This is a genomic window from Catenulispora pinistramenti (genome assembly GCF_018274385.1).
GTDB lineage: Bacteria > Actinomycetota > Actinomycetes > Streptomycetales > Catenulisporaceae > Catenulispora > Catenulispora pinistramenti.
In genome coordinates, this window is sequence record NZ_JAAFYZ010000029.1 from 16,027 (window position 1) to 37,586 (window position 21,560).

Annotated in this window: 13 protein-coding genes and 1 pseudogene; 1 reads left to right on the forward strand and 13 read right to left on the reverse strand. The window is 70.7% G+C overall.

What is annotated here, in order from left to right; all coding sequences use genetic code 11:
- Nucleotides 1-6: 6 nt before the first annotated feature.
- From KGQ19_RS11430 to KGQ19_RS11455, 7 genes and pseudogenes are all read right to left on the reverse strand, one after another.
- The gene (locus KGQ19_RS11430; protein WP_212009070.1) at nt 7-906 is read right to left on the reverse strand and encodes a carbohydrate ABC transporter permease; all 900 of its coding nucleotides are present in this window, start codon (nt 904-906) and stop codon (nt 7-9) included.
- 20 nt (nt 907-926) lie between these two features.
- On the reverse strand, nt 927-1,952 hold the full coding sequence (locus KGQ19_RS11435) for a carbohydrate ABC transporter permease (protein ID WP_212009071.1): 1,026 nt from the start codon (nt 1,950-1,952) through the stop codon (nt 927-929).
- Nucleotides 1,953-1,995: 43 nt separating this feature from the next.
- Nucleotides 1,996-3,408 carry an ABC transporter substrate-binding protein gene (locus KGQ19_RS11440; RefSeq protein WP_212009072.1) on the reverse strand — a complete coding sequence of 471 codons (1,413 nt, stop codon included), beginning with the start codon at nt 3,406-3,408 and terminating at the stop codon, nt 1,996-1,998.
- 222 nt (nt 3,409-3,630) lie between these two features.
- Nucleotides 3,631-5,577, reverse strand: a complete 1,947-nt coding sequence (locus tag KGQ19_RS11445) for a ricin-type beta-trefoil lectin domain protein (protein ID WP_368862091.1) — start codon at nt 5,575-5,577, stop codon at nt 3,631-3,633.
- 343 nt (nt 5,578-5,920) lie between these two features.
- A complete protein-coding gene (locus tag KGQ19_RS11450; protein WP_212009074.1) occupies nt 5,921-9,349 on the reverse strand; it encodes a DUF4132 domain-containing protein in 3,429 nt (1,142 codons plus the stop codon).
- Between the two features lie 95 nt (nt 9,350-9,444).
- Nucleotides 9,445-9,629: pseudogene (locus tag KGQ19_RS52710) on the reverse strand (antitermination protein NusB).
- A 56-nt stretch (nt 9,630-9,685) separates the two neighbouring features.
- Complete coding sequence (locus KGQ19_RS11455) at nt 9,686-10,978, reverse strand: NtaA/DmoA family FMN-dependent monooxygenase (protein ID WP_212009075.1); 1,293 nt, start codon at nt 10,976-10,978, stop codon at nt 9,686-9,688.
- Nucleotides 10,979-11,326: 348 nt separating this feature from the next.
- On the opposite strand from KGQ19_RS11455, the gene KGQ19_RS11460 reads away from it, so the two are divergent.
- Nucleotides 11,327-12,178, forward strand: a complete 852-nt coding sequence (locus KGQ19_RS11460; RefSeq protein WP_368862090.1) for a TIGR03564 family F420-dependent LLM class oxidoreductase — start codon at nt 11,327-11,329, stop codon at nt 12,176-12,178.
- A gap of 121 nt (nt 12,179-12,299) precedes the next feature.
- Here KGQ19_RS11460 and KGQ19_RS11465 read toward each other — a convergent pair whose 3' ends face one another.
- Genes KGQ19_RS11465 through KGQ19_RS11495 form a run of 6 tightly spaced genes read right to left on the reverse strand, consistent with a single transcriptional unit; the run spans nt 12,300 to nt 21,486 of the window.
- Nucleotides 12,300-13,328, reverse strand: coding sequence for an aldo/keto reductase (locus KGQ19_RS11465; RefSeq protein WP_212009076.1), 1,029 nt, complete (start codon nt 13,326-13,328; stop codon nt 12,300-12,302).
- The gene (locus tag KGQ19_RS49495; protein ID WP_307856394.1) at nt 13,325-17,425 is read right to left on the reverse strand and encodes an ABC transporter ATP-binding protein; all 4,101 of its coding nucleotides are present in this window, start codon (nt 17,423-17,425) and stop codon (nt 13,325-13,327) included. The genes KGQ19_RS11465 and KGQ19_RS49495 overlap by 4 nt, the downstream gene beginning before the upstream one ends.
- The gene (locus KGQ19_RS11480; protein WP_212009077.1) at nt 17,422-18,804 is read right to left on the reverse strand and encodes an LLM class flavin-dependent oxidoreductase; all 1,383 of its coding nucleotides are present in this window, start codon (nt 18,802-18,804) and stop codon (nt 17,422-17,424) included. The genes KGQ19_RS49495 and KGQ19_RS11480 overlap by 4 nt, the downstream gene beginning before the upstream one ends.
- A 14-nt stretch (nt 18,805-18,818) precedes the next feature.
- Complete coding sequence (locus tag KGQ19_RS11485) at nt 18,819-19,592, reverse strand: ABC transporter ATP-binding protein (protein WP_212009078.1); 774 nt, start codon at nt 19,590-19,592, stop codon at nt 18,819-18,821.
- Nucleotides 19,568-20,413, reverse strand: coding sequence for an ABC transporter permease (locus tag KGQ19_RS11490; protein WP_212009079.1), 846 nt, complete (start codon nt 20,411-20,413; stop codon nt 19,568-19,570). Before KGQ19_RS11490 ends, KGQ19_RS11485 begins: the two co-directional genes overlap by 25 nt.
- Nucleotides 20,410-21,486 (reverse strand): ABC transporter substrate-binding protein, encoded by a 1,077-nt coding sequence (locus KGQ19_RS11495; protein WP_230418497.1) that lies wholly within the window; start codon nt 21,484-21,486, stop codon nt 20,410-20,412. Before KGQ19_RS11495 ends, KGQ19_RS11490 begins: the two co-directional genes overlap by 4 nt.
- Between the last annotated feature and the right edge of the window lie 74 nt (nt 21,487-21,560).

Genomic DNA, 21,560 nt, shown 5'->3' on the forward strand with positions numbered 1-21,560 from the left:
ACGAAGTCAGCCGGTGAGGCTGCCCCGCAGCGCGCCGCCACGGAAGTACCTTTCGAGGAAGAGGAAAAGGACGATCAGCGGCACCACCGTGACCAGGCCCCCGGCGATGAGCACGGGCACCAGCTGCGCCTGCGTGCCGGTCTCAGCGGCCTGCGACAGCGAGGACAACCCGACGGTGAGCGGGTACAGATCGTTGCGGCTGAAGATGATCAGGGGCAGGAAGTAGTTGTTCCAGATCGCCACGACGCTCAACAACAGCACGGTGACCAACCCCGGCAGGCACAGCGGCAGCGCGATCCGGAAGAAGATGCGCAGCTCGCCGGCCCCGTCGATGCGCGCGGCGGCGATCATGTCCTGCGGCACCGAGGCGTCGATGAACGTGCGCATCAGGTAGATGCCGACCGGGGACACCATGCTCGGCAGGATCATGCCCCAGATCGAGTTGACCAGCCCGACCTTGGCGTAGACCAGGAACAGCGGCAACGCCAGCGCGGTGATCGGGACCAGCAGCGTGGCCATCACCAGATAGAACAGCGAGTTCGCGCCGCGGAACCGGAACCGGGAGAACCCGTATCCGGCCAGCGCTGACAGCGCCGTGGCGCCGATCGCACCCGCGACGGCATACACCAGCGTGTTCTGCATCCAGTGCAGATACACCCCCGCGCCGCTGATGTCCTTGCCGAGGTCGGCGAGGTTCTGGAACAGCCGGAAGGGCTTGCTGAACCAGAACCCGGGGCCGGCGTAGACCCCGGCCTGCGTCTTGGTCGCGTTGATCAGCAGCCAGACCAGCGGCGCCAGGATGAACACCGCGAAGGCCGCGCAGACCAGCGTCAGGAACGTTGTCGTGCCCCGGCGCAGCCCGTACAGCCGGACCGGCACCGCGCCGTCGTCAGGACGCTGCTTCAAGGGAGTACGAGTACTGCGTTTCACCGGAACTCTCCGTTCCTGCGCCGTACCGCGAAGGCGCCGAGCGAGACCAGGCCGATGATCAGCGCGAGCACCACGGCCGCGGCGGCGCCGAGGTTGTACTCGCCGCTGCCGACCGCCGTGTTGTAGACGTACAGCGTCGGCGTGAACCCGTAGGAGACGGCCTGCGGTTGGAAGGCCGACAGGATCGACGGCTCGGTGAACAGCTGGAGCGCGCCCACCATGTTAATGAACACCAGCATCACGATCGTCGGCCGGACCATCGGCAGCTTCATCCGCATGATGATCGTCCGCAGCGGTGCGCCGTCGATCACGGCCGCTTCAGTCACGTCCCTGGGGATGGACTTCAGCGAGGCGTAGAGGATCGTCATGTTGTAGCCGGTCCACTCCCAGATCACGATCAGGACGATGGTCGGCAGGATGAGTTTCGAGGAGAAGAAGTCGACGTGCCCGAACCCGAGCGACTTCAGCGCCTTGGAGTACGGGCCGAAGCCCGGCAGCAGCAGGAACGACCACATCACGGCCGCGACCACGCCCGGCACGGCGAACGGGATGAAGAAGACGGTCCGGAAGAACCGGCCGAACCGCACGACGCCGGCGTCGAAGACCGCGGCGAAGAAGAACGCGATCGCGATGGTCAGCGGCACCTGCACGACGGCGAACAGCAGCACCCGCCACACGCCGTCCCAGAACTCGTGGGAACTGAGCACCGTGCGGTAGTTGGCCAGTCCCGAGAACCGCGTACCGCCGACCAGCTTGCTGGTGAACAGACTGTCGTAGACCGCGTAGCCGGTCGGCACGATCATGAACAGCGTCAGGATCACCAGATGCGGCGCGACGAACACGGCGCCGGGCCACTGCCGGCTGCGGCTGCGGCCGCGTCGGGGCCGCCGGCCGGTGTGGTGCGGCGGCGCCTGCCCTTTGGACACCGCCGGTCCCTTGGCAGCCGCGGGTCCGGTGGACACCGCCGGCCCCGGGCCCGCCGACGGCCGCACCGCCGCCGGGAATCCGCTCTGCTCGCTCACGTCCTCGTACTCGCTTCCTGTCGCACCCCTTCCCCCGGCACCCTCAGCTCGCGGTGACGGTGAACCCCTGGGCCTTGGCGTAGTCGCTCAGCTGCTTCTGGAAGGTCTGGAACGCCTGCGGCAGCGTCTCAGTGCCCTTGGTCACCCCGGCGAACGTGGACGTCCACTGGGTCAGCGCCGCGGTCATGATCGGCGGCCACTGGGTCTGGGTCAGGTGCTGGGCGGCGTCGGCGAACACGGCGTTCGACTTGGCGTCGCTGGAGATCGGCAGCGTCGTGTTCTGGAAGTCCGGGGAGTTCAGCAGCGGCACATAGCCGGGGAACGCGCCGGCCACCGGTCCGCTGAGGATCTTCCAGGCGTCGGCCGAACCGCCGAACCACTGCGCGAACTCCGCCGCCTGCTTGGCGTGCTTGCTGCCCTTGACCACCGCGAGCGTGGAGCCGCCCCAGTTGCCCGCCAGGTTCTGCCCGGCCTGCGCCTGCGGCATCGGCGCCGCGCGCCAGTCGCCGATCGTCTTCTTGATGCTCAGCTGCATGCCCACCGGCCCCCACGCCGGGCTCAGCCGCGCGGCGTTCGCCCCGGAGTCGAGGTTCGCCCACTGCGCGGGCGAGAAGTCCGAGGCCGTGGTGACTTCCTTCTTGTCGATCAGACCCTGCCAGTAGTTCGCGAAGGCGGTCTGCGCGGCGCCGGTGAAGTTGATGCCCACGGACGTGCCGCCGCTGTAGGTGAAGGGGAAAGCGCCGTACTGCTGCATCAGCGCCAGTACGTCCTGGGTGCTCTCCGGATCGAAGTTGGTGATGGCGGCGTTGGCGTCGGCGGCGTGCAGCTTGTCGGCGGCCGTGGCGAACTGGTCCCAGGTCGTCGGGACCGTCAGGCCGGCGGCCGAGAACTGCTTGGAGTTGTAGTACAGCGCGAGCGGCCCGAGGTCGACCGGCATCGCGTACAGCGCCGAACCCTGACTCACCTGCGACCAGGCCGCCGGCGCGATGTCGGCCCGCGAGGAGGCGACGCCGTACTGGGACAGGTCCACGAGGTTGTGGGTGATCTCGAACGAGGGCACCTCGAAGTACTCGAGCTGCGCGACGTCGGGGGCGCCGTCCCCGGCCTTCAGCGCGTCGTTGAGCTTGACGTACTCGGCGGTCGTCGCCCCGGCGTTCTGCAGCTTCACGCAGACGTCCGGGTGCGTCTTGTTGAACTCCTTGACGACCAGGTCGTAGCCGGCCGACCAGCCCCAGAACGTCAGCGGGGTGGCGTTGGCGGCGCAGCCGGACCCGCCCGCGGCGCCGGAAGCGGAGCCGCCGGAGGCCGCACCGGGGCCGGCGGTGGACGGGGAACTGCTGCACGCCGCCGCCGAGACCGCCACCAGGGCCGCGGCCGTCAGCCCGACCAGACGCCGGCCGCCGGGGCCGGGGAACGCGCGGCGGGCCGAGCCGCCGGCACCGTGGGAGGTACGCATTCTCATTCCTGCTCTTTCGTCGTCATCGATCTGCATTCGGCAATCAAGATCTCGCGAGCTCGGTGGCTGGCTCTGCAACGTTGCAGAGAACCGTAACCCGGCTCCCTGCAACGTTGCAATAGAGTGAACATCACGTTTCGGCCGCTTCAGATGCGACCGGATGCAGCGGGACGCGACCGGCGCGCGCCGGTGGCGCCTGGCTGGCGTGTGGCTGGCGCCTGGCTACACGGCGGTCGTCCAGACCTGCGTGGACAGGCCGTTGCAGTCGTAGATCTGGAGCTGGGTGCCGTCGGCGGTGTTCGCCTGCGGGTCGTCCAGGCAGCGTCCGGACTGCGGGTTCAGCAGCGAGCCGTTGCTCTGCGGCGCCCACTGCTGGCCGCCGTTGCCACTAGTGCAGTCGTTCAGCTCGACCTTGGTGGAGTTCGCGGTGCCGCCGCCGATGAGGTTCAGGCACTTGCCGAAGGCCCGGACGGTGCCGTCCGGCCGCATCGCCCACTGCTGGCCGGGCACGCCGTTGCAGTCCCAGAGCTGGACCGCGTTCCCGCTGGTCGGCGTGTTGGTGTTGACGTCCACGCACTTGCCCGTCGCACCGGGGTCGGTGATCGCCGCGGTCGGCGCGCCGGGCATGTTCCAGACCTGCGTGGACAGGCCGTTGCAGTCGTAGATCTGGAGCTGGGTGCCGTCGGCGGTGTTCGCCTGCGGGTCGTCCAGGCAGCGTCCGGACTGCGGGTTCAGCAGCGAGCCGTTGGCCTGCTCGCGCCACTGCTGGCCGCCGGCGTTGTCGCAGTGGAAGAGCTCGACTTTGGTGGAGTTCGCGGTGCCGTTGCCGTCGATGTCCAGGCAGCTGCCGAAGGCGCGGACGGTGCCGTCCGGCTCGACCGACCACTGCTGGCCGGGCACGCCGCTGCAGGTCCAGAGCTGCACCGTGTTCTCGTCGGTCGAGGTGTTGGTGTTGACGTCCACGCACTTGCCGGTGGTCCCGGGGCCGGTGATCGCGCCGGTCGGGCCGGGGGCCGCGTCGTAGCCGAACTGGACCTCGCACTTGCCGTTGTTCAGGTGCGTTCCGGCCAGGTAGAGGACGGTCGAGCCGGAGACGGACGGCAGGATCGGGGAACTGTAGCCGGCGCAGGCCGTCTCCCCGCTGTCGTAGCCGCCGGTGGGGTTGGTGTTGACCGGGGCCGTGGTCTCGGTCCAACTGCCCGAGCCGAGATTCGTGTTGGCGAACAGCACGGTCCCGGATTCGTGCTGCACGGTCACCGCTCCGTCGTTGCCGGAGACCACCCGCTGGCCGGAGACGAGCAGCGTGCCGTTCGGACCGCCGATCGGCGACCAGGCCAGGCCCGGCGTGTGCAGGAGGTGCCGTCCGTCCGAGGTCTGGACGAGGCTGCCCAGGCCGGACGCCGGGGTCCAGTTCTCGCCGTCGGGCGAGGTCTTGAAGTAGACCGAGCACGCCGTGTCGGGGTCGAACCCGGCCTTGCAGTCCTCGTACGTCATGCCGTAGGTGCCGTTGGGCAGCTTGACGACCGTGGTCATGCCCGGCCGCTGGACGTTGTCCTGCACGGCGACGTCGTAGGCCTCAGAGCCCCACGTCGCGCCGCCGTCCGTGCTCGCCACGTGCGCCAGCACCTGGTTGTAGCCGTTGGAAGAGGGCCGCTCGTCGGAGAAGTAGCAGACCAGGTCGCCGTTCCCGGCCACCCCGAACTCCGGCTCCCAGATGCCGTGGCCCTGGCTGTTCGCCATCCCCGACTCCGAGGTGCAGGAGCTGCGATAGCTCCAGGTGGCGCCGTGGTCGGTGCTGGCGAACACCTCGATCGCCTGCTGCGTGTAGTCGTTGTGGTTCCACGCCGTACCGGACGCCAGCAACGTCCCGGCCGGCAGCGAGCCCTCGGCGCGCGGCAGCTCGAACAGCGTCGGGCCGTCCAGGTCCCAGCCGTGCACGGTGTCGGTCACCGTCCCGATCGGCGAGGCCGACCAGGTGTGGCCGTCGTCGGTCGAGGTGTAGATCGGGAAGTTCGCCTTCGTCGATCCCACCCCGGAGTGGGCGAAGGTGGCGAGTAGCTCGCCGTTGAGGGAACCGCTGTTCGCCAGGCGGATCACCCGGGGGTAGCTGGCGTCCTCGGTGGGGTTGGCGGACAGGTTCGGCGCGTAGAGGACGCCGGTCGTCGGCATCGCGGTGGCCGGGGTGGCCGGGGTGGCCGCGGTGGTTGCAGTGGTCGCGGTCGTTGTCGTGGCTGTTGTCGTGGCTGTTACGGCGGTTGCGGGCGGCGCGGCGATCAGCACGCCGGTCGTCACCGAACCCAGCAGGAGCGCGGCTGCCGCACCCGCGGCGGCAACCCGCCCCCGCGTCCAGCGGGACAGTCTTCGTGGTCTGCTCCGGATCATGGAAGTCTCCTCGGTCGCAGGACTCTGCAACGTTGCAATGTGGAGCGATGATGAACGCTGCAACGTTGCAGAGTTATGTGCGCGGAACGTTAGCGACAGATGTCCGGCACCACAAGCCCGCCGGGAGCGATCACCCGTTGGACGGCGTCTCCTCGAAGGCGTCGGTCAGTTCGGCCAGGGCCTCGGAGACGATTGCCGGGTCAAGAGAATCGCAGGGAGTGTCGGAGCGGTCGGGGTGGGAGTCGTCGAAGCGGACGTGCGTGATCTGCTGGTCAGGATCGTCGATGCCGTTCCCGGGCTCGATCCCCGGATCGAGACCGACCACGAGCTGGCAATCGGCCGCCAGGTCTCGGGAGATCGAGCGCGTGAGGTTGTGGTGCTGCGGTTCCCCGCGTAGCCAGCCGCGGCGGATCAGCCTTAGCACGCCGCGGATCGGCATTGTGCGTCCCTCGAAGCGTTCGGCCCGGCCGCGCTTACGCTCGTCTTCGGTCAGGGTGCAGACCGGTCTGCCGAGCTGGGGGAAGGGTTGCAGGATCTCGTAGTCGGCGAACAGTTCGGACCAGGCCGGTAGGTCGGGGCCGAGGTCGACGGGGTGCGCGAGGCGGATCGTGGCCGTCTCGGGGAGCTTCAGCGGGTCGTCGGCGAGGTCGGCCAGGGTGCGGTCCTCGGCGATGCGGAAGGCTGTCATGCGTTCGTTCTCGGCGCCGTCCGTGTCTCCGTCCCCGTCTCCGGCGATCCAGACCAGCCGGCGGGTGATGTGCCAGGTCAGCGGGTGCGCGATGAACAGATCTCGGAACTCTGCGAGCGTCCAGCGGCGCCGGGTGGCCATGGCGGTCTCCAGCCGCCGGATCTGGTCGTCGGCGATCATGCGGACGTCCTTCCGGAGCCCGGCGAATCTCTGGTACGCCGCTTCGGCGCGCGCCGGGTCGTCCTTGGTCCCGGGCTTCGGCAGGGTTTTGCGTTGCTTGCCGTGCTCGTCGGTGACGTACGGCCGGAGGTGTTCGTCGAACCCCGCGACGAAGCGCCGGGGCCCGTAGTCCAGGACGAGCGTCCCGTCGGGATCGAGGCCGAAGTCCGGTACCAGCCGGTCGGCGAGCTGTTCAGGCGTCAGTCCCAGCCGCGCGGCGACGTCGTCGATCCGTTCCTGCGCCCGGGCCTTGAGCGCCGGGTAGCGGATCTTCTGCGCGATGCCGTTGAGGTGCATCAGGGCGACGTCGGTACCGATCTCGCCGAGCACGTCCAGGCCCTTGACGGCCTTGGCGGTCCGGCCCTCGCCCGGCCAGGCCCGCAGCAGCGGGGCCAGTCGGCGTACCGTCCCGTCGTCGCCGAACCAGCCGAGTTGGGTCAGGGCCCAGTCGTCCCGGGCCGGCGCGCCGTCCGCCTGCCAGCCGCGGAACAGCGCCCAGGAGAACTCGGCCAGGGACTCCGGGTCGCAGGCTTCGCGGACTGGTCCGATGCCGGGGTACATCGCGCCCGGACTGGATATCGCGAGCATGGTCAGGAGGTGGTCGGTCGCTTCGCGGGGGAGGGCCTGGTCGTCGTCGCCGCCGCCGCCGCCGCTGCTGCTGCTGCTGCCGCCGTCGTTGCCGCCGCCGTCGCTGCCGCGCAGCCGGATCTGCGGGAGCGGTCCGGATCTGGCCCACCGGCCGATCGTCGGTATCCGATCCGGGAGCAGTTCCGTCGGGTCGGCCGCGAGAAGCCGCTCGATCGCGCTGGTGGCGGTCACGTCTGCGAACGCTTTTGTCGCCGCCAGGATCGCCTCGGCGCCGTGTTCGGACGCGAGATGCCGAAGCGCGCCCTCGGCTTCCTTCCGCTGCTGCCCGGGCTCGCCGAGTGCGGCTGGCACGAGGTAGGGCACTGCTTCGGTGCCGTGCCGGGTGAACCAGGCGACTGCGGCGTCGCGGACCGACGGCAGCCGGGCCAGCCAGCCGGCCGTCAGCTGCGCTACCTCGGCGTCCAGGTATGGCAGGAGGAGCGCTGCGGCCACCGCCGGCTTCGACCGCGCGGCGTGCAGCGCGACCGGGAGGGCGTCGAGCTCGAACCGCGCGACGACGGGCGTCAGCCACCTCGCCGCGCCCATGAGTTCTGCGGGTCGCCAGCTCCCGACCAGCGGCCGAACCAACTCCTCGGGGCCGTGTATGAAGAGCAACGGGGTGTGCCTGGTCGTCTTTCCGGCCTGGAACTCCTCGACGGCCTTGAGCGCGTATTCGGGACGCTCGTACTGGCGGCCAATCTGCGAGGACTTCTCCCACTGCCCGCGTTCGCCGTCGGCCCAGAGCACCGCCTGGCGGGTGGGTGCGGTCAGCCCGGTGTGGACGGTGGGTTCCGGCAGCGTGCGCGGCCGGGTCCACGGGGGCGTGACCAGCATCGGCGGCAGGGTGTCGGCGGGGGCGTCGGGTATGCGGGTGTTCGTCGCGGTGAGGGAGGTGATGACAGCGCGGACCTCGGGCGCCAGCTCCGGCAGCGCGGCCGCTGTCTGCTGCGGGGCGGCCAGCAGGTGCCCGGCCAGCAGGTCGCGGGCGAGGACCGCCGCCTGCGTCGATCCGCTGGTCGCGGGGGCGAGCAACCGCATCGCCCGGACCGGGAAGCGCTTCATCGCGCCGAGCAGCGCGGGCTGGACGTACTTGCGGCCGACCCGGTCCACCAGGGCCTGGAAGGCCTCGTCCGAGGGCAGCAGCGCGAGCGCGTTGAGCATCGTGCGGGTCTCGGGCACGGAGAGGTCTTGGTCCAGGGCGTCGATCAGCAGCGGCGCCATCGCCGCCCCGAGCCCGTCGACCATGGTGGCGACCACCCCCGACGGGTAGTCCCACCAGCGGCCCGGAATCCAGTCGCGCAGCGCGGCGAGCTGGTCGGCCGAGGTGAGGGCGAGCAGCAGCATCCAGCGGATCGGATCCTGCGGGGGAGCGGCGCAGCACTCGTCGACCCAGTCACGCCGGTCCGGCACGAGATAGGAGACGACGGCCCGCTGCGCGGAGTCGCGTCGGCACCCCGCCAGCCGCTCCACGGCCTCGGCGTAGACCCCATCGTCGGCGGCGGCCATCCGGGTGCGAAGCCGGCGCGACGCGTACTCGTCCCGCCACCACGCGCGCGTGTGATGGCCATAGCGCGGCACAGCGACGACCCGAAGCCCCCCGGTGCCGGGCGAGGAGTCGACGGCGGCCGAACCGAACTCGGCGTACGCACAGGCGGCGAACGGCAAGCCGTGCTCAGCGACCCACCCGTCGGCGAACGGCCACGCGACGCCCCCCACCGACCGGTGCACCTTGACCGCCGCGATCACCGCCGCCCCCACCGCATCCGCCGCACCGTGCAGATAAGCCAGCCCCCGCTCAGCCAACTCGGGATCAGAGCCCGGATCACGCAGCACCCGCTCAACCTCGGCCCGGGCCTGCGCCGACAGCATCGCCCGCGAACTGGCCTCCCGCGCCCCGACCACCACCGCATCCCCCCGCCGCTTGTGCCGCCGCTCCTTCCACGCGGCGGGGAGGATCAGCGCGCTTTCGTCGGACTTGCGGCGCTTGCCGGGCTTGCGGGAGGAGGAGGCGGGGCGGGTGCTCATGGTGGGACACCGTAGAGCAGCGGGGCGTCAGATCGCCGCGTGGATGGGGTGATTCCGGCCCGCCGAGCGGCCCGGCACGCCACGCACGGCGGTGCTCAGCCGATGCCCTCGTGCTCCACAGCCGGCCACGCCACGATCAAGAAGGTGGCCACCGGACCGAGCAGCAGCGAAGCGATAGGACGAACCAATTGAACCCACTGCGGTTCTTCCCCTGCGCGAGGCCCGCGTTGACCAGGCTCAGCGTGAACCAGCCCGCTCCGGTGCTGACGTAACCGTTCATCCCCGACACCCCCGTTGTCTGGTCGCACTAACGCACGAGGCTCCCACCGCTCCCAGCTACGAGGCAAGCTCCAGCCCCAGCGCCTCCCGCAGCGTCCCGCCCTGATAGCCGGGCGGCGCGACGATGCCGCGCTCCCGTAGCTCGGGAAGCAGGCCGTTGACGATCAGGTCGTGCTGGCGCGGGTCGTCGAGTCCGTTGAGCATGATCACGTCGAGTACCCCGGCTCGGAAGCGCTGCTCGATCGCGTTCGCCAGCTGGTAGGGCGTGCCTGCCTCGCTCCAGTGGCCGGTGTCCTGGGCTGCGATGATCAGTTCGCGCAGGGTTTTGCCGTCGCGGACGTAGCGGGAGAAGATGTCCACCCGGCCGCGGCGGCCGTTGATCGAGGCGATGTCCGGGAGCAGGGTTTCCGGCAGTGGCTGGTCCAGGGGTGCTTCGGACAGGTCCACCGTGCCGCCGAGCATGTCCGCCAGGAGTGTGCGGCCGCGCTCGTAGTCGATCGCGTCGATGCGCTCGCGGACCAGGCGCTGTGCCTCCTCCTCGGTCGCGCCGTAGGTGGCGTGGAAGGAGCTGAAGATCAGGGGGAGTCCGGCGGGGCGGCCGAGGGCGGCGGCTTGGGAGCGGATGCGGGTGGTGTGCTCGCGGGCTATCGCCAGGGTCGGCAGTGAGGTGAAGACGATCTCCGCGTAGCGGGCGCCGAGGCTGATTCCCTCCTCGGACTGTCCGGCCTGGATCAGTACCGGTCGACGCTGGGGCAGCGGTGGGATGTTCAGCGGCCCGGCCACCTGGAAGTACTCGCCGATGTGGTTGATCGGCTTGATCAGGGAGCGGTCCAGGACGGCGTGTCCGTCCGGGGCGAGGGTGAGGGCGCCCGGCTGCCAGCTGTCCCAGAGGGCGTGCACGATCTCCAGGGTCTCGGCGGCGCGGGCGTAGCGGGCCGGCGGGCTCGGCAGCGGGTCGGCGGAGTAGTTCTCCTCGCCGATCGAGGAGGTGACCAGGTTCCAGGCGGCGCGGCCGTTGCTGAGGTGGTCCAGGGTGCCGAACATCCGGGCCAGGTTGAAGGGGTGGTGGAAGGTGGTGGACACGGTCGCGATCAGGCCGATGTCCCGGGTGACCTGGCTGAGCGCGGCCACGTAGAGCAGCGGCTCCTGCGCCCCGATCGCGCCCTGCGCGCCGAAGCGCAGCAGGTCCGGGACGAACAGCGCGTCGAACCCCGCGGCCTCGGCGAGCCCGGCCACCCGGATCGCGCTGTCCAGGGTCGAGCGCTTCGGGTCCAGGGCGAGTTCGTAGACGCCGGGCTGGCCGCCGGCACCGGTCACGGTTCGCAGGGTTCTGGGTTGCTTGGCAGGCATGACGGACTCCGGGTACGGCTCATGGCCCCGTTCGGGGCGGCAAGGGGTGGAGCAAAGGGTGAAGCGGGAGGGGTGTGGGAGGAGGCGTCAGTTCAGCAACGGGAACGCGTGGTCAGCGGCCCCTGATCCATGATCCCAGTCTGGGCGGGGCCTCCAGTGCGCGTCAACACCGTCCCACGGCTGCGGTCCTTACACGCCCGAGGGGTGAACCACTGCTCCGCCTGCTCCGGCCGCGCTCTATATAAGTATCCTGTTGAAGTAGCAATTGAAGTAGCAATCGGCGGATGAACGTTCATGGTGGAGGCCGCTATGCGGTGGGGACTTTTTTCCGGTGGCGAAGTACTGAGCGTGGACGAGCACGTCGCCAGAGCGCGGGCCGTGTCCGCGGCCGGTCTGGACGCGATGTTCTTCGGCCAAGTCGGGTCCTGGGACGCGATCGGCCTCGCGGGAGTCTGCGGCCGGGAAACCCCGGGCATCGAGGTGGGAGTGGCGGTCACGCAGACCTTCCCGCGCCACCCGCTCGCGCTGGCCGCCCAGGCGCTGACCACGCAGGCGATCAGCGGCAACCGCTTCACCCTCGGCGTCGGGCCGAGCCACCCCGCGGTCATCGAGGGGCAGTTCGGACTCGCCTATGACCGGCCCGCGCAGCACACGCGCGAGTATCTGGAGGCGCTGACCTCGCTGCTCGACGGCCGGGCGACCGAGTACCGGGGTGAGCGGATCACGGCGGTGGGCCGGGTGGACGCGCCGGGAGCCGAGCGGCCCTCGCTGCTGCTCTCGGCGCTCGGCCCGGTGATGCTGCGGATCGCCGGCGAGCTGGCCGACGGGACGACCACGGTCTGGGCCGGCCCGCGGGTCATCGGCGAGCATGTGGCGCCGCTGCTCAACCAGGCCGCGCAGGCGGCGGGACGCCCGACGCCGAGGATCGTGGCCCTGGTCGTCGCGGCTCTGACCGGCGACCCCGACGCGGCCCGGGCGCACCTGTCCGAACAGTTCGCGATGGCCTCGCAGATGCCCGCCTACCAGGAGATCCTCGGTCGCCAAGGGAAGACGAGCGTGGGGGACACCCTGGTAGCGGGCGATGAGAAGACCCTGGAGCGCGAACTGCGGGCCTACGCCGACGCCGGGACGACCGACCTGCTGGTCAGCCCGTTCGGCGACGCCGAGCGCATGATCGAGTTCCTGGGCTCGATCCGCTGAGGCTCCGGCCGGGACCGCCGAAGATTCCGGCCGGGACTCCCGACGATTCCGGCCGGGACCGCTGAGGATTCCGGCCGGACCCCCGCGGAACCGGCCGGAATCCCTGAGGCAGCGGCCAGCCTCACCCACGCCGCCGTCGTGCGGCCTCCGTGACCGAAGGCGGCTGATACCCGGCATCCCGCGAGGACACGGTCACCCCGGGCGGCACGATCTTGTCGATCTCGTCGAGCACGTCCGGAGTCAGCCGCAGCGACGCCGCGCCGAGTTGCCCCTCCAGCTGCTCGAACGTGCGCGGGCCGATGATCGGCGCCGTGACCGCCGGGTGTTCGAGCACGAACGCCAGCGCCAGGTGCACCAGCGAGACTCCGGCCTCCTCGGCGAGCAGGGCCAGCGCCTCGACCGCCCGCAGCTTCTCGGCGTTGGCGGGGTCGCCGATCTCGAAGCGACCCTGCTGGGCACCGCGGCTCGTCTCGGGCTGCCCGCCGCCAGCCCGGAACTTGCCGGTCAGCCAGCCGCCGGCCAGCGGGCTCCACGGGATCACCGCGAGGCCGTACTTCTGCGCGATCGGCAGCACCTCGCGTTCGATGCCCCGCGCGAGGATCGAGTACGGCGGCTGCTCGGCCACCACCCGCTCCCGGCCGCGCTTCTCGGCCACCCACTGCGCCTCCACGATCCCGGACGGCTCGAAGGCGGAGGTGCCGATGTAGCGGATCTTGCCCTGGTGCACCAGGTCGGACAGCGCGCCGAGGGTCTCGTCGATGTCGGTGTCGTCTTCGGGCCGGTGCACCTGGTACAGGTCGATGTGGTCGGTCCGCAACCGGGTGAGCGACTCCTCGACGGCCCGGAAGATCCACCGCCGCGAGTTGCCGAACCGGTTGACGTCCTCGCCCATCCGGCCGTGGAACTTCGTGGCCAGGAAGACCTCGTCCCGGCGGCCGGCCAGGGCCTTGCCGACGATCGTCTCGGACTCGCCCTGGCTGTAGACGTCGGCGGTGTCGACCAGGTTGATGCCGGCGTCCAGCGCCCGGCGGATGATCCGGACGCTGTCGTCGTGGTCCGGGTTGCCCCGCGCCCCGAACATCATCGTGCCCAGCGCGAGCGCGCTGACCTTCACGCCGGTGCGGCCGAACGGGCGCAGCGCAATGCTCATCGGGGCTCTCCTTGGGATTGCGACAGCAAGTCGATGTCGGCGTTCGGGCCGGCGCTCTGGAACGCCTGCCACAATCGGGCATAAGGCCCGTCCGCCTGAAGCAGGTCGGTGTGTGAGCCGACTTCCAGCACCCGGCCGTGACCGAGCACCACGATCCGGTCGGCGGTCATGGCGGTGGTGAGCCGGTGCGCCACCACGATGGTGGTGCGGCGGCGGGTCAGCGCCGCGGTCGCCTGCCCGACCCGGCGCTCGGTGGCCAGGTCCAGCGAGGCGGTGGCCTCGTCCAGGAGCAGGACGTCGGGATCGACGAGTTCGGCGCGCGCCAGGGCCAGCAGCTGCCGCTGCCCCGCCGACAGCGTCCGGCCGCGTTCCCCGACGTCGGTCAGGTAGCCGCGGGCCAGCCCGGCGACCATCTCGTGCGCGCCGACCGCCCGGGAGGCCGCCTCCACCTCGGTGGCGGTGGCGTCGGGCCGGCCGTAGGCGATGGCGTCGCGTACGGTGCCGCCGGAGATGTGGGACTCCTGCGGCACGATGCCCAACCGGTGCCGGAACTGGCCGAGGTCGAAGTCCCGCAGATCGACGCCGTCGATCCGCACCGCGCCCGACGTCGGGTCGTAGAACCGGGCCACCAGCTTGACGATCGTGGACTTGCCGGCGCCGGTGGTGCCGACCAGGGCGACGGTCTCGCCGGGCGCGATCCGGAAGCTGATGCCGTGCAGCACCTCGCGCGGCTCGGCGCCCCCGGCCTCGCCCTCGGCGACAGCCTCGGTCCGGTAGCCGAAGCCGACGTCGTCGAACTCGATCGCCCCGGCCAACTCCGGCACCGGTACCGGATCGAGCGCCGCGGGCGTCGCCGAGGGCGTACGCATCAGGGCCCGCAGCCGTCCCAGCCCGACCACCGCCTGCTGATAGCCGTCGAAGACCTGCGAGAGCTGCTGGATCGGCGAGAAGAACAGGTCGACGCAGAGCAGGAACGCGATCAGCGTCCCGGCCGACAGCGCCCCGTCCCGCACCTGGTGCGAGCCGACGAAGAGCACCGCCGCGCTGGCGACGACGCTCAGGAACTCCACGAACGGGAAGAACGTCGCCATCAGCCGCTGCGCGTACAGCCGCGAGTCCCGGAACGCCCATGCCCGCACCGCGAACGCGCGGTGGTTGTACGCCTCACGCCCGAACGCCTGCGTGACCCGGATCAGCGTCACGTTCTCCTGCAGGTCGGCGTTGACCGCGCTGACCTTCTCCCGGGCGTCCAGATACGCCGGCACCGAGCGCCACCGGAACAGCGCCGTCGACACCGCCAGCACCGGGAGCGCGGCCACCAGCACCAGCGCCAGTCCCGAGTCGATGAACAGCAGCGCGATCAGGACGCCGAACACCGTGAGCACGCTGACCACGAACGTCGCCAGCCCGGTCTGCAGGAAGTTCGACAGCGAGTCGACGTCGGTCGTCATCCGGGTCATGATCCGCCCGGCCTGCTCGCGCTCGTAGTAGTCCAGTCCGAGCCGCTGCAACTGTGCGAAGGTCTTGACCCGCAGCGTGTAGAGCAAGCGCTCACCGGTGCGGCCGGTGACGCGGACCTGGCATATCCCGGCGATCCAGTCGGCGATGACGATCGCCGCCGCGGCTGCCGAGACCAGCAGCAGGGTGCGCTCGGAGCGGCGCGCGATGCCGGAGTCGACGCCGTGCCGGACCAGGACCGGGATGGCGATCTCGGCGGCGGCGTCGAGCGCGACCAGGATCAGGCCGAGCAGCAGGGCGCCGCGGAACGGCCGGACCAGCGAGCCGAGCCCGAAGTGCGGGTCGGCGGCGCGGGCCTGTTCGTCCGGGACGTCAGGATCCTGATCGACCAGCGGCATCTCGGCCAGGTGCTTCATCATCCGCGGGGTCGGCGGCGCCGATCCCAGGACGCCCCCGCCGCCGCCCAGGCCGGCCCGGCCGCCACCGCCGTGGGCGCCGGCGGCGCGTGCGGCGAAGGCCTGGGCCACTCGCAGACCGACTGCTTCGCCTGCCGCGCCCACTGCATTGGTGGTGCTTGCCGAGCCCGCACCTGCCGAGCCTGCGCCTGCCATGCCTGCGCCTGCCGAGCCAGCGTCGGCCCCGCTGGAGGCGCCTGTCCCGCGCGCGTCATCCGGCCCGCTCGCCTTGCCCGCAGCGTCTGTGCCTGTCCCGTAGGCGGCTGCCTTGCCCGCTTCGCTCGCTGTGCCCGCAGCACTTGCCCCGGCTGCCCCGCCCGCCTCGCCGGGCCGCCGCCACAACGACTCGGTGATCCCGTCCGGCCGGTACGGCTCGGCCGCCTCGACGGCGTCGAGGTCCAGCTCCCCGGGCGTCGCCTCGCCCGACAGCAGCGCCCGATAGACCGCGCTGCGTTCCTGCAACTCGGCCGCCGTCCCGACGTCGACCACCCGGCCGCCGTCCAGCACCGCGATGCGGTCGGCCAGCTCCAGCGTGGAGGCCCGGTGCGCGATGATCAGCGTGGTGCGCTTGCGGGTGATGCCGTGCAGGCCCGCGTGGATCTCCTTCTCCACCCGGGCATCGATCGCCGAGGTGGCGTCGTCCAGGACCAGCACCGCCGGATCCCGCAGAATCGCCCGGGCCAACGCGATCCGCTGGCGCTGGCCGCCGGACAGCGTCAGGCCCTGCTCGCCGACGACGGTGTCGTAGCCGTCCGGCAGCCCGTCGATGAACTCGTCCGCCCGGGCTATCCGCGCCGCCGCGCGTATCCGCTCGATAGCGGCGTCCGGCTCCGCGAACGCGATGTTCGCCCCGATGGTGCCCGAGATCAGCCGGCTCTCCTCGAACACGAACCCGAGATGGGAGCGCAGCGAGGCCAAGCGCAGGTCGCGGACGTCGATGCCGCCGACCCGGACCGAACCCGACAGCGGATCGTAGAAGCGCGGGATCAGGTGCGCCGCCGTCGACTTGCCGGATCCGGCCGCGCCGACCAGCGCCACGGTCTCGCCGGCCTCCACCCGCAACGAGAAACCGTTCAACAGCGGGGTGCCGCCCTGCTCGCCGTGGCCGTAGACGACGTCGTCCCACTCCACGGCGAGCGGCTCGTCCGGCAGCTCCACGGCGTCTTCGTGGTCTGCGATGCCCGGCGTGACGTCCACGATGTCCAGCACCCGCTCGACCCCCGCCCGCGCCTGCTGCCACACGGTCAGCAGCGTGGCCACCTGACGGACCGGGTTCACGAACGAGCTCAGATACGTGGTGAACGCCAGGAACGTGCCCAGCGTGATGTCCCCGCGCAACGCCAGCCACCCGCCGAGCGCCAGCACCGCCACCTGCCCCAGCGGCGGCACGGCCTGCAGCGCCGGGTTGTAGCGACTGGTCAGCCGCGCCACCCGCACCCGGGAGGAGAACAGCCGGCGCGCGCGGGTCTGGAGTTCGCGGATCTCGCGCTCTTCCTGGCCGAAGCCCTTGACCACCCGGACGCCGGTGACGGCCTCCTCGACGCCGGTGGCGACCTCGGCCGCCTCCTGCTGCGCGTGCCAGGTGGCCGGGAACAGGTCGTTGCGGCTGCGTCGGGCGATGACATACAGCGCCGGTGCCACCACCAGGGCGACCAGCGTCAGCACCGGCGAGAGCACCGCCATGAAGACCAGCGAGACGAAGAACATCAGGATGTTGCCGGTCATGTTCGGCAACATCTGCAACAGCTGCTGGATGAGCGTGATGTCCGAGATGGAACGGCTCACCACCTGGCCGGTCCGCAGCTCGTCCTGATAGCCGCCGCCGAGCCGCAACAGGGCGGCGAGCGCGTCGTTGCGCAGGTCGTACTGGACGCCGAGGGAGAGCCGGCCGGAACAGTAGCGGCGCAGGAAGCTGCCGGCGAACCGCACCAGTCCGAGCCCGGCCAGGACCACGAGCCACGGGGTCATCCGCAGCGAACGGTCGTCGACGCCGTCGACGATGTGCCGCAACACCAACGGCAGCACCGCGGTCGCGATGGCCGAGACGAGCGCCGCCCCGTAGGCGGCGAAGAAATCGGCGCGGTGTCTCAGACAGTAGCCGGCCAGGCGCCGCAGCCACTGGTCATCCTGTGTTTCGGCGCTACCGCCGGCCGTCTTTTCAGAACTGATCGGGGCTGAGCTCACGAAGCGGCACCCACGCGTTCGGCCGCGTCGTGGATCCGGTTGGCCGGGCGGGCCAGACCGTAGCGGTCGCGCAGTGTGCTGCCTTCGTATTCGGTGCGGAACAGACCCCGCTCTTGCAGGATCGGCACAACCTTGTCCACGAATGTCTCCAATCCGGACGGCAGGACGGCCGGCATGATGTTGAAGCCGTCGGCGGCGCCGTTCTCGAAGTAGTGCTGGATGGTGTCGGCGATCTGCACCGGCGTCCCGGTGAAGGTCCGGTGGCCGCGGCCGCCGCCGAGGCGGGCGATCAGTTGCCGCACCGTCAGGTTCTCCCGCCGCGCCAGATCGACGATCAGCGTGTAGCGGCTCTTGGCGTCCTCGATGGCGTCCTCCTCGGGCAGCAGATGCAACGGCAGCGGCTGATCGAGATCGAGTGTTTCAGGGTCGAGTCTGAAGCGGGCGGCCAGGTTCTGCTTCTGGTGCTCGGGGTCGATCAGCCGCTCCAGCTGATCCTCCAGTTCGCGGGCCTCGGCCTCGGTGTCCCCGATGACCGGCACGATGCCGGGCAGGATCTTGATGCTGTCCGGGTCGCGGCCGTGGGCGGCGGCGCGGGCCTTCAGGTCGGCGTAGAACGCTTGCGAGTCCTCCAGTGTCTGCTGGGCGGTGAAGACCGCCTCGGCCCAGGCCGCCGCGAACTCCTTGCCGTCCTCCGAGGAGCCGGCCTGCACCAGCAGCGGCCAGCCCTGCGGCGGACGCGGCGAGTTCAGCGGGCCGTCGACCCGGAAGAAGCGGCCGCGGTGGTTGATCGCGCGGACCTTCTCCTTCAGCGTGTGTACCCCGGCCGCCTTGTCCGCGATCGTCGCGTCGTCGGCCCAGCTGTCCCACAGCTTGGTGACGACGTCCACGAACTCCTCGGCCCGGTCGTAGCGCTCCTTGTGCAGCGGCACGTCGTCCAGGCCGAAGTTGCGGGCGGCGTCGGCGCCGGCCGTGGTGACGATGTTCCAGCCGACCCGGCCGCGCGAGGCGATGTCCACCGAGGCGAACCGCCGGGCCAGGTTGAACGGCTCGTTGTAGGAGGTGGACGCGGTGGCGATCAGGCCGATGTGCTCGGTGGCGCCGGCGATGACGGTCAGCAGCACGGTCGGCTCCAGCTTGCCCGGCGGCCTGCGCGAGGGGTCCTGGCCCTGGGCCGGGCTGTCGGCGAAGAAGATCGAGTCCAGTTTGCCGCGTTCGGCGATCCGGGCCACCCGCTTGTAGTACTCGACGTCCCAGATCGCGTACGGATCGGACTCCGGCAGCCGCCACGACGCCTCGTGGTGGCCGGTGTCCATGAGGAACGCGTTGAGATGGAGCTTCCTGCCGCCGCGGGGTGTGTGCTCGTTCTGGTCGGTGCTCATGAAGTGGTGTCCTTTCAGGAGGCCCGGCGCTGGCCGGGGGCGATGAAGTCGGAGCCGAGGTGTTCGCCGGTGGCGCCCAGCGCGTCGAGCAGTTGGTGCCGCAGCCCGGCGAACCCCGGGTCCGCCTGCGACCGCTGGGCGAGGTCGATCCGCAGATCGGTGGCGACCACGCCGCCGTCCAGCAGGATCACCCGGTCGGCGAGCACGATCGCCTCGTCGACGTCGTGGGTCACCAGCAGCACCGCCGGCCGGTGCACCGCGCAGAGCTTGCGGAGCAGCTCGTGCATCTGCAGCCGGGTCAGGGCGTCGAGCGCGCCGAACGGTTCGTCGGCCAGCAGCAGCTGTGGCTCGCGCACCAGCGAGCGGGCCAGCGCGGCGCGCTGCTGCTGGCCGCCGGACAGTTCGGCCGGCCACGCCGACTCCCGTCCGGCCAGGCCGACTTCGGTCAGAGCACGGAGTCCTCGCTCGGCGGCGTCCCTGCCTTCCAGGCCGAAGGTCACGTTCGCCAACAGCCGCTTCCACGGGAGCAGCCGGGAGTCCTGGAAGACGACCGACACCTGCTCCGGAACCGAGATCCGGCCGTAGCCCTCGACATCGCGGTCCAGTCCGGCCAGCGCGCGCAGCAGCGTGCTCTTGCCGCTGCCGGAGCGTCCGATCAGCGCGACGAACTCACCCGGCGCGATGTCCAGGTCCAGACCGTTCAGGACCCCGCCGGACCGGTTGAAGCTGCGGTGCAGGTTGCGGACTGTGACGCCGGCCGCGCTCAGCCCTCCAACGTCCGTCGCCATGACAGTGCCTTCCTTTCCACCAGACGGACGGCGGCGTCGGCGAGGAAGCCGTACAGGCCGTAGAGAACCAGACCGACCACGATGACCGAGGTCTGGCCGTACTCCTGGGCCAGCGTCATCATGTGCCCGATGCCGGACAGCGAGTTGTACTGCTCGACCACGACCAGGCCGAGCATCGCCGAGGTCACCGCGAACCGCAGGCCCAGCAGGAAGCCGGGCAGCGCGCCGGGCAGCACGACGTGCCGCAGGAACGTGCCGCGCCTGATGTCCAGGGTCTCGGCGAGCTCGGCGTAGCGGCCGTCGATGCCGCGCAGGCCGTTGTGGGTGTTGATGTAGATCGGGATCATCGAGATCAGCGCGATGGTGATGATCTTCATCTGCTCGCCGATGCCGAACCAGGCCACGAACAGCGGGATCAGGGCCAGGGTCGGGATGGCGCGCTTGATCTGGATCGGGCCGTCGATGACGGCCTCGCCGAGCCGGGACAGGCCCGATACCAGGGCCAGCGCGAAGCCGGCCGCCGTGCCCAGGGCCAGGCCGTAGCAGACCCGCCCCAGCGAGGCCGTGATGTTGCCGAGCAGATCGTGGTTGCTCCACTGGTCGCCGAACTCCTTGACCACGTCCCACGGCGCGGTCAGCACCTGCGCGGCGATGAAGCCGGTCAGCGACCCGACCACCCAGATCGCCAGCAGCAGCGCCGGGCCGATCCAGAAGGCGAAGCGGATCCGGGGGCCGGGTCCGAGCTGGCGCCGGACGACGCGGACGTCGTCCCGCGTCGGTTCCTCGGCCACGACGGCCCGGTCCAGCGCGGTGCTGGTCATGACGCACCTCCGGTGACCACGTCCGAGCCCGCCGCCGCGGCCTCCACCGCGGCGAAGCGCGGGTCGACGACCTCCGAGACGTTGAATTTCGTGTTGCCCTGGTCCTGCGCCAGCAGATCGGCGGTGGCCTGGAGCCGGGCGTCGGCGTTCGTCCAGTCCGCCGGGATGCCGGTCAGGCCCTTGAGCTGGACGGCGTGCTGTGCGTTGGCGGCGCTCAGGCCCTGGTTCTGTTCGTAGTAGAGCTGCGCGTACTGGGCCGGGTGTGTGTTCTCCCAGAGCAACGCCTTGGTCCGGGCGGTGACGTAGGCCCGGAGCGCGGCGGCCTTGCCCGCGTTCTGGACCGCGGAGGTGAGGCAGTAGAGGTTCGAGGCGTCGTCCCGGATGCCGGTGGGGATCTCCGACGAGCCCGGGTACTGGTCCAGGTACGTCACGATGGTGCTGGTCCCGAGCGGCGCGACGTCCACCGCGTGGCTGCCCAGCGCCTGGTTGTACGTGCTCGCCGTGCTCGGCAGGTCCACGAGCGTCACGTCCTTCTTCGTCAGCCCGGCCTTCTGCAACACCCGCAGCACCAGCGCGCCCTGGGCCTGGCCCGCGCTGTAGGCGATCTTCTTGCCCTTGAGGTCTGCCAGGGTCTTGATGTCCTTGCCGGGGGCGATGCCCAGCTCGTAGACCGGGTAGGAGAGCGGGTCCACGGTCACCGACTGGAACACGATCTTGGTCGAGGTGCCGGTCCAGTGCGCGAACAGCGACGGGATGTCGGCGACCGCGCTGCAGTCGAGCTGGTCGCCGCGGAACGCCTTGATGCTGTCCGGGCCGCCGCTGATGTTGGCCCACTTGATGGTCACGCCCTCGGCGGCGAGCTCCTTGTCCAGGCCGGCGGCCTGGATCGCGATCTGTGCCGCCGGGTCGCCGATGCGCAGGACGGTGCCGGCGGGCACGGTCGTGGGCAGGGCGGCCGTCAGCGACAGCGACGGGTGGCTTGAAGACCCGCAGGCCGTCAGTCCGACGACGGTCGCGATCGCGGTCGTGCCCGCGATGGCTGCGCGACGGAGGGTTGGTACCCGGTCGGTCATGTGTCTCGGCCTTTCAAAGTCATCCATCCAGATAGGTTCGGTCGGGTTTCGGGGACAGGTGTGCCTGGGTTCGA

Coding starts and splice junctions, on each gene's coding strand:
- KGQ19_RS11440 (WP_212009072.1), bottom strand. CDS start 3,408: ATGCGTACCTCCCACGGTGCCGGCGGCTCGGCCCGCCGCGCGTTCCCC.
- KGQ19_RS11445 (WP_368862091.1), bottom strand. CDS start 5,577: ATGCCGACGACCGGCGTCCTCTACGCGCCGAACCTGTCCGCCAACCCC.
- KGQ19_RS11450 (WP_212009074.1), bottom strand. CDS start 9,349: ATGAGCACCCGCCCCGCCTCCTCCTCCCGCAAGCCCGGCAAGCGCCGC.
- KGQ19_RS11455 (WP_212009075.1), bottom strand. CDS start 10,978: ATGCCTGCCAAGCAACCCAGAACCCTGCGAACCGTGACCGGTGCCGGC.
- KGQ19_RS11465 (WP_212009076.1), bottom strand. CDS start 13,328: ATGAGCATTGCGCTGCGCCCGTTCGGCCGCACCGGCGTGAAGGTCAGC.
- KGQ19_RS11480 (WP_212009077.1), bottom strand. CDS start 18,804: ATGAGCACCGACCAGAACGAGCACACACCCCGCGGCGGCAGGAAGCTC.
- KGQ19_RS11485 (WP_212009078.1), bottom strand. CDS start 19,592: ATGGCGACGGACGTTGGAGGGCTGAGCGCGGCCGGCGTCACAGTCCGC.
- KGQ19_RS11490 (WP_212009079.1), bottom strand. CDS start 20,413: ATGACCAGCACCGCGCTGGACCGGGCCGTCGTGGCCGAGGAACCGACG.
- KGQ19_RS11495 (WP_230418497.1), bottom strand. CDS start 21,486: ATGACCGACCGGGTACCAACCCTCCGTCGCGCAGCCATCGCGGGCACG.